The sequence below is a fragment of the Arthrobacter dokdonellae genome (genome assembly GCF_003268655.1).
In the GTDB taxonomy this organism is placed as follows: domain Bacteria; phylum Actinomycetota; class Actinomycetes; order Actinomycetales; family Micrococcaceae; genus Specibacter; species Specibacter dokdonellae.
This window is the reverse complement of the sequence record NZ_CP029642.1, coordinates 1,345,064-1,358,612: the sequence shown is the minus strand read 5'-3', so window position 1 is coordinate 1,358,612 and position 13,549 is coordinate 1,345,064. Positions and strand designations below refer to the sequence as shown.

Annotated in this window: 9 protein-coding genes and 1 pseudogene; 9 read left to right on the top strand and 1 reads right to left on the bottom strand. The window is 56.7% G+C overall.

From position 1 onward, the window contains the following. The first annotated feature begins 256 nt into the window (after positions 1 to 256). The 9 genes and pseudogenes from DMB86_RS06045 (at position 257) to DMB86_RS06000 (ending at position 12,214) form a co-directional block, all read left to right on the top strand. Positions 257 to 745: a transposase gene (locus DMB86_RS06045; protein ID WP_171814391.1), complete on the top strand. Its 489-nt coding sequence runs from the start codon at positions 257 to 259 to the stop codon at positions 743 to 745. 681 nt (positions 746 to 1,426) lie between these two features. Then, a complete protein-coding gene (locus DMB86_RS06040; RefSeq protein ID WP_171814390.1) occupies positions 1,427 to 2,479 on the top strand; it encodes an ISL3 family transposase in 1,053 nt (350 codons plus the stop codon). A 69-nt stretch (positions 2,480 to 2,548) separates the two neighbouring features. Beyond that, positions 2,549 to 3,979, top strand: coding sequence for an integrase core domain-containing protein (locus DMB86_RS06035; protein WP_113716836.1), 1,431 nt, complete (start codon positions 2,549 to 2,551; stop codon positions 3,977 to 3,979). A gap of 107 nt (positions 3,980 to 4,086) precedes the next feature. After that, positions 4,087 to 4,411 (top strand): annotated as a pseudogene (locus DMB86_RS06030) (ISL3 family transposase); the annotation flags it as partial. Positions 4,412 to 4,974: 563 nt separating this feature from the next. Beyond that, on the top strand, positions 4,975 to 6,795 hold the full coding sequence (locus DMB86_RS06025; protein ID WP_129545478.1) for a DEAD/DEAH box helicase: 1,821 nt from the start codon (positions 4,975 to 4,977) through the stop codon (positions 6,793 to 6,795). After that, on the top strand, positions 6,792 to 7,247 hold the full coding sequence (locus DMB86_RS06020) for an EcoRII N-terminal effector-binding domain-containing protein (protein ID WP_171814389.1): 456 nt from the start codon (positions 6,792 to 6,794) through the stop codon (positions 7,245 to 7,247). The genes DMB86_RS06025 and DMB86_RS06020 overlap by 4 nt, the downstream gene beginning before the upstream one ends. Next, positions 7,244 to 8,824 (top strand): ATP-binding protein, encoded by a 1,581-nt coding sequence (locus tag DMB86_RS06015; RefSeq protein WP_171814388.1) that lies wholly within the window; start codon positions 7,244 to 7,246, stop codon positions 8,822 to 8,824. Before DMB86_RS06020 ends, DMB86_RS06015 begins: the two co-directional genes overlap by 4 nt. A gap of 1,060 nt (positions 8,825 to 9,884) precedes the next feature. Then, positions 9,885 to 11,549 carry an NERD domain-containing protein gene (locus DMB86_RS06005; RefSeq protein WP_113716985.1) on the top strand — a complete coding sequence of 555 codons (1,665 nt, stop codon included), beginning with the start codon at positions 9,885 to 9,887 and terminating at the stop codon, positions 11,547 to 11,549. 182 nt (positions 11,550 to 11,731) lie between these two features. Continuing rightward, the gene (locus tag DMB86_RS06000; protein ID WP_113716984.1) at positions 11,732 to 12,214 is read left to right on the top strand and encodes a DUF6941 family protein; all 483 of its coding nucleotides are present in this window, start codon (positions 11,732 to 11,734) and stop codon (positions 12,212 to 12,214) included. Between the two features lie 51 nt (positions 12,215 to 12,265). Here the strand turns inward: DMB86_RS06000 and DMB86_RS05995 are convergent, their stop codons facing one another. Continuing rightward, on the bottom strand, positions 12,266 to 13,474 hold the full coding sequence (locus DMB86_RS05995; RefSeq protein WP_227878619.1) for a Fic family protein: 1,209 nt from the start codon (positions 13,472 to 13,474) through the stop codon (positions 12,266 to 12,268). Between the last annotated feature and the right edge of the window lie 75 nt (positions 13,475 to 13,549).

Genomic DNA, 13,549 nt, shown 5'->3' with positions numbered 1-13,549 from the left:
TCGGGGATGGTGTGTTGGACCAGGCTGGCGGGGCCATCCTGACCTCGATGGTCAGGTGCTCGGGCTTTGGCGCGGGCCCCTCGGAAGCGCTGGGACCGTGGCGCAAGCCCTTCGCCCGGCACGACCTTGGGAAGATCCTCGCCGATCTGGCCTTGCCCCTGGCCACGGGTGGGGACGCCGTCTCAGATGTGGGCGGGCTCCGCAACAGCCGGAAACCTACGGGCTCGTCGCCTCCGATCCGACGATCAACCGGCTCTTGAAGGTCCTGGCAAGGGTCAAGCCTGCGAAAGTGTTGGCTGCGGTCAACACTGCCCGGGCCGCCGCCCGGACCCACGCCGGGCAAGATTCGCCGCTGCACGGTGCCATCGCTGAGAACCCGCTGGTCATCGACATCGATGTGTCTCTGCGGAATTCGAATTCCGAGAAGGAGGACGCCCGTCCAACATGGAAGAACGGCTTCGCCTTCCACCAGTTGTGTTCTATGGTTGACCACGGCATCCTGGGGACCGGCGAGCCGTTGGTGACACTGCTGCGACCCGGCAACGCCGGCTCGAACACCGCCGCCGACCAAATCCAAGTCGTCAAGGACTCCATCAAGCAGCTCCCGGAAGGGTACCGGGCAAGGGCGGATAATCATGATCCGCACCGACTCCGCAGGCACGTACGGCTTCCTGGCCCGGCTCACCGCCACGGACAGCAACTTCTTCTACTGCGTCGGGTTCCCGATCAACGACGCCATCGCTGACGTCCTGCTGATCCCGAAACAAGCGTGGACCGGGGCCCAGGACAGAGCCGTTTTGAACGCAACGGCGGCTAGGTTGGTGAAATCACCGGCATGCTGGATCTCTCGGCCTGACCGGCGGGGATGTGGGTCGTCGTCCGCTAGAAAGTCGCGCAAGTCGGGGCGCAGCCGCGGATCATCGACATCGACGGCCCCGTCACACGGCCATCGCGAAGAACCAGACCGGGGCCAGCTCGCCGTTCTAGAAGTCCGCCACGGGCTGCGGGCCTGCTGCGAGGACCGGATCCGCTTCGCCTTGGACAGCGGGTTCGCGAACCTGGCCTTCAAGTCCTTCGCTGCCAACGAGCTCTGATGCTTGAGTCGTCATGCTGGCTGCCGAGATCAAGACCTAGAACCAGATGGTCGCGTTCACCGGGACGAGAGCCAGTCGCTGGGAGCCGAAGAAGCTCCGGACCAGGTTGTTTGAGAACGGCGGGAAGATAGCCACGCCCGACGAACCAACCTCCATCTGGCCTCCACGCCACCAGACATGGCGCCTGCTCAAAGGGGCCCTTCGTCTCTAAGCGTGGTTGGCCCAGCTGAGTCTTGGATTTTTGGTGTGTCCGGCGTGGCGGAGGAAGGGAGGCGTCAGGGTCTCTTTGAATTGGTAGCGACCAAGCCCCCAACTTCATAAAAGACCCTGACGTGACTAACTTTACTTCCTGCGGGGACGGCGAATGGTGTGCCCTCGCTGATGCTCTTCTTGGCGTACGCGGGGTCCACATCACCGCTGTCGCCGAGACTTCCACCGCCCTGACCATCCATGTTGAAACCGACCAAACACTCACCGGCTGCCCTGACTGCGGCGTTGTTGCCAGCGGCCATGGCCGACGAGGGATCCGCCTGAACGACATCCCGTGCTTCGGCCGGCCCGTGCGGCTGATCTGGGCCAAACGCTTATGGCAATGCCGGGATGAACACTGCCCCACAAAGGTCTTCACCGAACAGCACCCCTTGGCCGGGCGACGGGCGATTTTGACCAACCGTGCCATCCGTTGGGCCACTGACGCGCTGGAACGTTACGACACTCCCGTCTCCGCCCTGGCCCATCAACTCGGAGTCTCCTGGCGAGCGTTGTGGAAAGGCGTCGAGGTCGAAGCGCGCCGCCGGATCGGCCGACCCGAACGCCTTACCGGCATTGATGCGCTCGGTGTGGACGAGCACGTCTGGACCCACACCGGATTCCCCGGTTCGGGCATGGTCACCGGCATCATTGACCACACCCGTGACGAACACGGCAACGTCCATGCACGGCCGCTGGATCTCGTCCCAGGCCGGTCGGGGAAAGCCTATGCGGACTGGCTCAAGGAACAAGGACCGACCTTTACGAACGCCATCAAGGTCGCCACCCTTGACCCGTTCCGCGGCTACGCCAACGCGATCCGGGACGAACTGCCCGAAGCCATCACCGTGGTGGATGCCTTCCACATTGTCCGTCTCGGAATGGCCATGATCGATGACGTTCGCCGCCGAGTGCAGCAAGACACCCTCGGGCACCGCGGACGCAAGGAAGACCCACTCTTCAACATTCGCCGAACCCTGCAGCAAGGCATCGAATCTTTGACGGAGAAACAAGTCACCAGGCTCGAGAAGAAGCTCAAAGCAGGCGACCCCAACCACGAAGTCGCCATTGCCTGGCAGTGCTACCAAAAGCTGCGATGTCCTGTCTCACCACATCGTGAACACACGATCTCATGACATCGGAGACACGCTGTCTCACCACATCGGAGACACTTTTACCGACGGGTTGGCGGTGATAGTCATTGGATGACTAACTCTCTTTCACCCCAAACTCGCGCCGCGATCATCAACTACGATCCGACCCAGCCTCATGCACTGTCAGTCATGGAGTTTTGCCGTTCGGTCAAGATTTCGCGTAGCGTTTTCTATAAGATCCGCGGCCGGGCTGTCCATGAATCCACGGCGGCCCTTCACCCCCGCTCCCGTGCACCAAAGACTCCGGCTCGCAAATATGGCCCCGCGGTTGTCAACGAGTTAGTGAAGATCCGCAAGCAACTCAAGGCCGATGGTTGGGATTACGGCCCACGCTCAATTTATTACGAAGCTAGCCAGCAAGAGAAGTTCCCCGGCGGGAAGGTTCCCTCGGTCGCGACGATAGCCCGCCTGCTATCCAGCGTCGGCCACGTTGACGCAGCCCCCAGAAAGCGCCCGAAATCCTCGTACATCCCGTTCGTGCGCGCCACCGTGATGTCGTTGTGGCAACTCGATGCTTTCGAGTACCGACTCGCCGGCGGACAGATCGTCACCGTGTACCAGCTGCTCGATGACGCTTCCCGCTTTGATGTGGGCACAGCAGCGTATTCCCGTTCCGAGAACAGTGCCGATGCCAAGGACGTCCTCGAACGAGCCATCACTGCCTACGGTCCGCCCAGGGAAGTGCTTTCCGATAACTCTTTGGCATTCAATCAGCTGCGGGCCGGACGGATTGGTTCCGTGGAGATCTTCCTCGCCTCCAAAGGCACCATGCCCATCAGCGGGCTGCCGGGCAAACCCACCACGCAGGGGAAGAACGAGCGCTCCCACCAAACCCTGCTGCGGTTCCTCGATGCGCATCAGCCAGCTACGCTCGAGCAGCTCCAGGGCAGGATTCACCGGTTTCGGGACCACTACAACAACCGCCGTCCGCACCAATCCCTGGACCATGCGACACCGCGCACGGCGTGGGATCTGCTGGAACATACACCGGCAACGGAGCCGATTCCTTTATCGGTCCTGGAAGCGAAAGCGTCGCACTACTCACAGGTCCGCGCCCGCCGTCAGGGAGACCTCGATCGGGCGACCCTGACGATCTCCAAGACCGGGGCCATTCTGCCCGACGACAACGCCCAGGATAAGGCCGCGGACCAGTCGCTGGTGGAGATCACCCGCGCGAACCGGCAGGTCTATTACCAAGGCTTCCACGTCTCTTTGCCCATGACCTACGCGGGCCGCCTGTTTTACCGGACCATCACCGACGACTCGTTCCTGCTCACCGATCCAGTCACCGGTGAGATCGTGTTCTCTTTCCCGCTGCCGATGGTTGCCCTGAACGTTCGGGGCCGCTATGTTGCTTCGTATTCCGTTCTAGGCGTTCAGGCGGCGTACTCGACAAAACAGTGGGACCGGAAGCGAGAGCACTACGCGGAGCAATTCGCTCACCGCCAAGAAGAACAGCCCGACGTGATGGCCACGCGATAGCCACTCACAGCTACCGGCCCGCCAGTGCCGGTAGCTGTGTACAAAGTATTGAGACCCGGTGTCCACGAAGAGGTGAGATTCACTGTCCACGATGTAGCGAGATTACACACCAAAAGCTGCGAAGCATCTACCACGCACGGCCCGAGAAAGGCCGCGAAGTGGCCACCGAAATCATCGCCAGCCTCCCCACGTGCCCGATCCGGCGAAGTCGCCCGACTCGGACGCAGCCTCCGCGCCTGGAAGGCCGCCATTCTTGCCTACTTCGATACCGGCGGCGCCTCGAACGGCCCCACCGAATCCATCAACGGAGTCATCGAAACCACCCGCAGGATCGCCCGCGGATTCCGCAACTTCGAGAACTACAGAATCAGAAACCTACTCGCCGCCGGCGGCCACCGCCCCTATCGAAAGAAACCAGCCAACCACGCTTAGAGACGAAGAGCCCTCAAAGGGATGAAGCGCCTCGCGGCACTGAGCCCATCATAGGCGCCAACGCCAACCGTCCGCCGAACATCCAGGAAACCAAAACTTCGACACTGTGGAAGGTGTGGAGCCCGTCACCGGCAACCGCCACGGCAGCGGCCACATTGTCACACCCACATGCCAAAATCAGACCGCCAGGCAGACAATCGGCCCCGAACCAGGAGAAACCCCGCTTCATGAAAGATCGAAGTTAGGGAGCGAACAAGAACACGAACCCTAATGCGATCGCACCTTGCCCTCAAGCCCTGTCGGACAACGCCTTCCAGCGACCACGTTCAGTGAAACGCAGATCTCGCCCAACCGCGACTGTCAGCAACATGAAAGCGTCGTCTCGTCCTCCGGTTTATAGAACACGCAAAATAGACATAGTATGACCATATCGTCAGCGCTAATGACATCGCTGTCTGGACCGAGGCCCCGTTGAGACTAAAGGCCACGTGACTCCAGCCAGCACCATGAAGCGTCAACTAGGCTAATGCGGGGGAAGTAACTTGGCTTCAGGGACATGGATCTTGGATCCACACACCAGGCAAATCATGCTGCTCGAAAATTCGGAAGACAACCCTCGCGCTATCGACGCTAGGCTCATATGGCAGGCAGAGTTCGACGAAGTGAAGAACATCGATGACGTCCAAGTACCAGCGCCCAGCAACGTCATTCCGGAACTCCGTTTTGCATCTTCAATGGGCGAATTAGAACTCAGCCTACGAAACAGTCCTACAGGCCACATTATTCTCACGCTAAATTTGGCACAAAATGATCACACCGCACTCGAAGACTTTCCATTTAGTGACCAAATCATTGTCGATGATACTTGGTATTGCCTGGATACATTGGCAGTCAAAGCCCTGTTTGATCAATTTGGATCATTGAAAATCAATCTCAACAAGCCATTAACGGCAGCAGAGGTACTCACTCTGCAATGGAAGGAATCGATCACTAGCAGAATAGACTATTCTGCTAAGATTGAGTATTTAAATAAAGGACTCGAGTCTCTGGGAAGTCTGGTCCACGCGCATCTCTATCCGTACCAAGAAAGCGGAGCCAGTCGACTGATCGGACTTTCAAAATCTGGACTCGGCGGACTATTGGCCGATGAAATGGGCCTCGGTAAAACCCTACAAATCATTACGGTGTTAGCAAGCTACGGCAGCGAGGGACGATCGCTTGTTGTTTGTCCGGCATCGGTCGTTTCCAACTGGCACAAGGAAATCACAAAATTCGCCCCGCATCTAACTGTACACAAGCATCAAGGGCCAAAAAGGGCTGGATCATCACTGCTGCTTTCCAATTTCAACGTCGTGATTACATCATATGAAACAATGATTCAGGATATCCATTTTCTAAAAGGAATAAATTGGACATCTCTTTCCTTCGACGAGGCACAGTATCTCAAAAACCCGACGACTAAACGATACAAGAATGTTGGGATAATTCCCCGGAAAACAACCTTTGCAATTAGCGGCACTCCAATCGAGAATTCGCTGCGCGACCTTTGGTCGATCGTCCAACTAATCGCGCCGAATTTTCTGCCGGATTTAGACACCTTCATCTCATCGTATCCTGATGAAAGCTGGGCTGCGAGTGCGCTGGGGCATAGAATATCACCACTTGTTATCAGACGAACAATAGAAGAGGTGGCCTCCTCACTTCCTGAAAGGATTGACTCCTTTATTCCAGTTGAAATGAGTCGCGTCCACGCTTTGACCTACGATAAAGTCTTGTCCTCGGATATGCCTGCGCTCGCCAAATTGACCACCCTCCGAACGTGCTCGTCAGACCTAGATCCGCAGGTCAATAATTTAAAGCATCAGTACCTATTAGAACTTTGCTCGGATATTTTCTCCATGAATCGAAAAGCATTGATCTTCGCCTCGTTTTCACAAACTATCGATATTATCTCGAAGTCATTGAAAGAATATGGGCCGGGCTTGCATGTGTCGATAATCGACGGACGTACACCGGTCTCAGACCGTCAAGATATGATAGACGCTTTCAGCGCATACAACGGTCCAGCAGTCTTGGTGCTCAACCCCCGCGCCGCCGGTGTAGGCCTGAATATTCAAGCGGCCAGTTACGTCATACATTTCAATCCTGAATGGAATCCTGCGGTTGTCGACCAAGCGTCCGCAAGATCATATCGCACGGGACAAGATAAGACCGTATTCGTATACTATTTGTATTTTGAAAATACCATTGAACAAATTATGATCGAACGACTAGAAAAAAAGCGACAAATACAGTCCGTAGGAATGGACGCAGCAAGTATTCAACCAAGTCCCTTGGAACTTGATCGAATCCTGAAATTATCGCCGATAGAGGAGGTAACGTGAGCGAGCGAGAAGAGTCAGTTACCAAAGTCCTAACAGCAAACGACCTAGGGCTGACAGGTAGCCATCAAGCTGGAATAGTAGTGCCTAAGAATGAGGTAATGCTCAATTTCTTTCCATCGCTTGATTCAAATTTGATTAATCCACGCACAACATTAAGTGCTATCGATTTCCACACACGGGAACTTATAAGTTTGCCATACATCTACTACAACGGCAATCTTCATGGCACGAGCACACGTAACGAATATCGCATAACCGGGCTAACGGCATTCTTTCGAGTATATGGCGCAGCACCAGGGGACGAGATTCATTTCACGAGAACGTCTTCACCATCATACGTAATTCAAATTCAAAGACCTGATCCACGAGGATTTGACGAGAATGCTCCGGAGAAAACGAGCAAAATCAGCCTTAGCGGAAAATGGTCGACATACAAAAGGATAGCCAAGTGACCCAACTATTTCTAGCAACTCCTGATCCTGTTCGAATTACGGAATCTTTGCGCGACACAGGGTATGTTCTCAACACTGCCGTGGCAGACATCGTTGACAATTCTATTGCAGCGCAGGCGTCTATCATTAGGATCGAGTTGGTCCATGATCCACTTGGGCGAGTACGCTTCAGCATAGTTGACAATGGAATCGGCATGGATTCTGAGGGTCTTGTGAACGCACTAAGATATGGATCTGATCATCGGGACGATCCAGCCAGCTTGGGAAAATTTGGCCTTGGGTTGAAAACTGCATCGACTGCTTTTGCCCGAAGAATCCGCCTAACTTCCCGGCAGCAACCAGGTCCATTGACCTCAGCAATTTGGGATTTGGACCGTGTCTCCGAGATCGGTTGGAACGTTGAAGTAACGGATCAAATTATCCCCGGAGACCGGGCGATCCTTGATGCAGTTTCAACTACATCGGGAACAATGGTTCGTTGGGAGACGATCGATCGTGTTATTAAGGAATACAAGGATCCGACGGGGGCACGCGCGAAGACGGCACTGAAGAAGGCTGTCCAGTCACTTACCGATCATTTGGCCATGGTTTTTCAACGTTTTCTGGATCCAGTTGACGATCGCGCAAATACAGTAGAAATATTCCTGAATTCACAGAGGGTCGAAGCATGGAATCCATTTGGACATAACGCGGAATGTCTTCTGGACGACGAACAGATTGTGGACACCCAATACGGAGATGCTACTTTCCACGTCAAGGCATTCGTCATGCCTCGACGCGCTGAAATTCTGGCAAGTCTAGGTGACAGGGCTGATGTTACGGCACGGTTGTATAACCCCTACCAAGGTATATACGTATACCGCGAAAATCGTCTTATCCATGGCCCTGACTGGCTAGGCTTTTGGGCCCAAGAACCCCACTTCACACTGGCGCGCGTAGAGTTGTCATTTGGATATGAACTCGACGATGCATTTCAAATTGATCTTAAGAAATCTCGTATCTCGCTTGATACGAGTCTGAGCGAGTATTTGAACAAAGCATTGTCGGGGCCTCGTCGTGAAGCCGAAATGCGTTACCGTGACGGCCAGCGTAGCAAGCTGAAGTCTTTGGACGAAAAGGACGTACACGCACCGTCTAACGCGACAATAGAAGACAAGTCAAAGACTCTTTCGAAACCAACATTGGTTTATACTGATGATGCTACGGGCAAAGCGGAAATAGTCAACGAGAATGGAACGGTCTTGGTAGATTATGTTCCATCGACGGACCAGCGTCTATTCCTTGAGACGGTTGGATCTTTGGATGAAGGATTGCTTTATCGCCCCGCATACATCGGAAAGAATCCTGGGGTGCAAATAAGTAAGTCACACGCATTCTATGAAAAGGTCTACCTTCCTCACCGTCAGGCAGGAGCGACTATTCAGGCACTTGACTCGTTGCTTTGGGCTTTGGCCGCCGCGGAGTTCAAAGTTACAGATGAACCAACTTTGAAAGTCTTCGAAGACATTAGATACGACGTTAGTCGAACGCTCCGAAAACTAGTAGAGGACCTCCCCACACCCGATATGGACAACTAGCATGTCGGCTAGCCCACTTGAAAAGTCCTTGGAAGAGCTGCTAGGACTGCGAATCAGCCTTGAGACCCTAGTCCCGGGACGGCATATTTCTGTTCGAGTGCCAGGCTTCGAGCGTCCTAATGGGTTTCGAGTCGATGTCCGGAGGCACTTGTCTTGGATTGAAGCAAGATTTTATTTTGATAATTTGGCTTCCGAACTTCAATCTCTGCTTCAGGAAAGGGTCGAACAACAATCCTCCGTCTTTGAAGCTTCGCTGGCCAGTCTGCAGACAACTGGCGTCGAATATGACTTCAGTCTTAGCGAATCTGAATTCAGCCAGTCCTTCGAATGGCGTGAATTCTCAAGTCGTATACTCCTAGGCGAAAATGTGCCAATTTGGGATGCCCAAAGATTGGCAGTAATGTCAATTTTGCTTCCGGTATTGCAATTGGTCCGTCCATATACTGGAGAGGAATCCGCTATTGATACCTCGCAATCACGTGAAGAAGCCGTACCATCGGAATTTGACGTCGAAGGTCGGATTATTTACCGCCTTTCCCGCAGCTATGAACGAAGTCGCACAAACCGAGCTCTTGCAATCGAACTACATGGGAGGACGTGTTTCGTGTGCAGGTTTAGTTTTAGTAGCGTCTATGGCGATATTGCTGAAAATTACGTGGAAATTCATCATCTTGTGCCAGTCAGTATGATGGATTCCCCTGGCGTGGTTGACCCGCGCACAGATTTGGTCCCGTTGTGTGCTAACTGCCATCGAGTGGTCCACCGGCAATGGCCCCCAATCCCGCCTTTCGAGTTGAAGGACATTGTCGCAAAGAGGTCGCTGACACGGTCCTCACGTAATTGAAAGATAACGCTTTGACCACAAAATTATGTCGACATTCCCATTGAATGAGCATTGTCTTTGATTGACGCATTCATACATGCTTGTTCTTCCGCCGTTCTTGCTTTGAATACGATGGCTTTGAATTGCTATTAGACCAATCGATACGTGGGTTATGGAGAGTGTCTACAATCTCTATCAACTACATCCGAGGCCTGATAATTTCTGAGAGGAACACCGTTGCGCCTCATCCCGCCAGACCCGGATTTCAGCGAGGGCCAACTTGCCGAGAAGGCGGTCTGGGACCTCCTGCGGGCCGAGCTGCCGGACGACGTCGTGCTGGCGCACTCGGTGCAAGTCCGCAATGGCCGGGCGGAACACGAGATCGACATTTTGGTCCTGTGGCCCGGCGTCGGACTGGCAGCCATCGAGGTCAAGGGCGGGCTTGTCACCAACGCGGGCGGGCAGTGGTTTCAGTCCGGCGGTCCCGACGGGAAGCGGAAGCTGCCGGACCCACTCGCCCAGTCCCAAGGGTCCATGCACGCCTTCAAGGAATGGCTCCAAGACCAACTCGGCTCGCACCTAACCAGCCGCTTTGTCTACATGGCCGCCCTCCCTTACTCCGCGGTGCCACAGGACTGGGTGAGGGCCGGCAACCCCCGCGTCCTCATTCTTGACCAGGACGACTGCAGGAACCCTGCCGAGCTGATCCGCCATGCGATTGAGTCCGAAGGCGGAGGGACCGGACCTTTGGCGCCGTCGTTCCTGGAACGCATCGTGCCCAGGCTCGAGGGAAATCTCGACCAGCCCGACGCGAACGCGGCCGGACAGGGCGAACTGGAGGACCAGCAGGACCAGCTGACGGAGCGGCAGGCGGTATTGCTGGCTGCGACGCGGTCGCTCACCCGGGTCAGGTTCACCGGTGGCGCCGGAAGCGGCAAGACGTGGCTCGCGCTGCAAAAGGCAAGACAATTGTGCAAGGACGGCAAGCGGGTGGGACTGTTCTGCTACAACAAGGGGCTGGGCATGTACTTCCAGCTTCAGGTGGCCGGATGGAAGAGCGCCAGGCCCGCCTTCATCGGCGAATTCCACGAATATGTGGTCTCGTTGGGCGTGCCCGAAGGAACCGGCCAGGACTATTTCGACGTCGAAATGCCACGGCTGCTCAAGGAACTGGCCCAGGGCATGCCGCTGGGCGACAAATTTGACGCGATCATCGTGGACGAGGCCCAGGACTTCGCGCCGAGCTGGTGGGACGCCTTGCGGGCCTGCCTCAAGGAGCCGGACGCGTCGGAAATCTACGCCTTCATGGACGACGGGCAGGATGTGTACCGGCGCTGGGATTCCACAGCGGCCCTGCCGGACCTGGTCCCGATCCACGTTGACGACAACCTGCGCAACACGAGGAAGATCGCCGAGACGTTCAAGGGCTTCGCTGGGGACAAGTTCATGCCCCGGGGCAGCACCGGCCTGGCCGTCCGGCGCGTGGAGTGCTCCCCCGACGACGCCATGGAGGTGGCCGGCGACTGCGTTGACGTCCTGATCGAGGACGGCTGGGCCAACAACCAGATCGCCCTCCTGACCACCAATTCGCGCCACCCGATCCACCAGGAGCACTTCGACAACGGCACCCTCAACGAGTATTGGCGCGAATTCCATGCCAACGAAGCCGAGTTCTACGGCCACGTCCTCGGGTTCAAGGGCTTGGAGCGATCCGTCGTGATCCTCTGTGTGGACGGCTTCCGCGACATTGAGCGCGCCGCCGAACGTCTGTACGTGGGACTCTCGAGGGCCCGGTGCCTGCTGGTGGTGGTCGGCGACTCCGAACGGCTTCGGCAGGCCGGAGGGAACCAGCTGGACCTGGCGTTGGGCCGGGCGCAGCGGTGGAGTCCCTGCGCCGACTGACGACAGCGCCCTGCGCGCCACGGCGGGCCTGGCACCTTGGTCCGTTCAGGACACGCCGCGAATGGGCCCAACAGCGCAAGGCAACGCGGCCGGCGTCATACTTCAAGGCAATGCCCGGCCTAGAGTTGGGGGAAGGGCCGCCGGGCAACGCCGGACTTGCAGAGAGCTAGGGAGGCTTCCGCGTGACAGAGACTTCAAGCGCCGCCGGCGCAACCGCGCTGATCGCGGACTTTGTGAATGTCGACGCCGCGGGCAAGGTCAACATTGTTGGCGGCGGCATCCAGTTCCTGGGATTCGATCCCGCAACCGGAATGACCGCGCCGTTCTACGTTTTCGTCAACATCACCATGAGCATTCCAACGGTGGAGGCCACCCAGTCGGCCGTTGAGGTGATCCTGATCGACGCCGACGGGCAGCCGGTGACGCTCAACGGGCCCGAGGGGCAGAACACCGTCCTGTTCCGCCAGGACGTGGACTTCCGGCACAAGGACGTCCCGAACCAGCAGCGGCCGCCCATGGGCTTTCCGGGCACCACAAACTTTGTGCTGGGGTTTCCGGGCGGGCTGCCGCTGACGGTCGGTTCAAGCTATGAGTGGGTGGTGCTGCTGGACGGCACGCGACTCGCCGCCACCACGATCTTTGTGCCGGGACCGGTAGCGGGATAGGGGCGCGTGTCCACAAGTCATTCTCTCGCCACCAACTTCGCAAATTCAGCCTCAGGACTTTTCGCGCCTGCCAGCCCGTTTGGCAAACTCGTCGATGGCTTCCAAAATTTCGTCGCTGCGCCAGAACGGCCCGAGCTTGTGCTCCGCCTTGGAATTCAGGATTCCAGCGTCAACCAAGGCTTTAAGCGGAGGGTACACGTTGGGTTGCTTCACTCCGAGTTCCAGCGCTGTCGTGGCCGAGTCGATTACTGGGCGCTGGGCAATGAGATCCAGAACCCGCCAAGCATTGCTATTTTTGCGCGCGGTGAGCCGCCGGTTCCATGAGCCTTGGATGGCCTCGATCTCCTCGACCAATTGGCGAGTATTGGACACAGCCCTCAAGGCGGCGTTCGCGAACGCGCGGACGATAGGCGTGACGTCCCCGGCCCGGTACGCCGTGAGCGCATCGTGGTAGCCCTCGATGTCGGCCAGCAGTCCAGCGGACACCGGGATGGCCACGTTTCTGGTGACACCACGGAATCGGAGGACTGATTGGGCCAGGGCACGCCCTGTTCGACCATTGCCGTCGGTAAACGGGTGGACAGTCTCAAACTGAGCGTGACTCACCGCCACCGAGACGAGCGCTGGCACATCAAGGCGGGACGCGAAGGTGACAACGTCGTCCACAAGTCCAGGCACCCTGCTGTGGTGCGGGGCGACGAAGTCGGCGCCAACGGGAGTATCGCTGCGTGTGCCGATCCACACTGGCTCATCACGCCACTGACCTGCTTCGTGTATGTGTTGGTTCTCCATGAGCACACCGTGCATCTTCAAGATGGAGTCTGACGAAATCTTCTGTGCCAGCTGCAGTGCCGCCGCCATTGCCCTGGTATTGGCGGCGATCAACTCGGCATTTCGGCTCTTCTTGAGTCCAAGCTCGGCACTGAATATAGCCCGCGCACTGGCCGTCAGGTTCTCGATCTGTGAGGACGAAGCAGACTCAGAGCGCAGCAATACGGGAGCAAACTTTGCTACCTTATGACCGAGTTCCGCATCAAACCTTGTCAGCTCGGTGGTGGCTTGGTCAGCGAGTTGACTTGCCTCGTCGTCAGGCGTCGGAGTTTGATCGGCAATCCAAGGTGGCACGGCCGACTTGTATCGGCTGGGCCGGTTCGGCTGGTACATTCCTTGTCCAGCGGTGGCCGGGATCCACGTCTGCTGTTCCCAACCGATGGTAGGCCATCGGGTTCCACCTTGGCTCTGGCTAGCATCGGTGCTCATAAGGCGATCATCCTGATTTTATGACTTTGGTAAGTTACACATAATAGTCGCACAAGGTTTTATGAGTAACCACCA

Coding starts and splice junctions, on each gene's coding strand:
- DMB86_RS06035 (WP_113716836.1), top strand. CDS start 2,549: ATGACTAACTCTCTTTCACCCCAAACTCGCGCCGCGATCATCAACTAC.
- DMB86_RS05995 (WP_227878619.1), bottom strand. CDS start 13,474: ATGAGCACCGATGCTAGCCAGAGCCAAGGTGGAACCCGATGGCCTACC.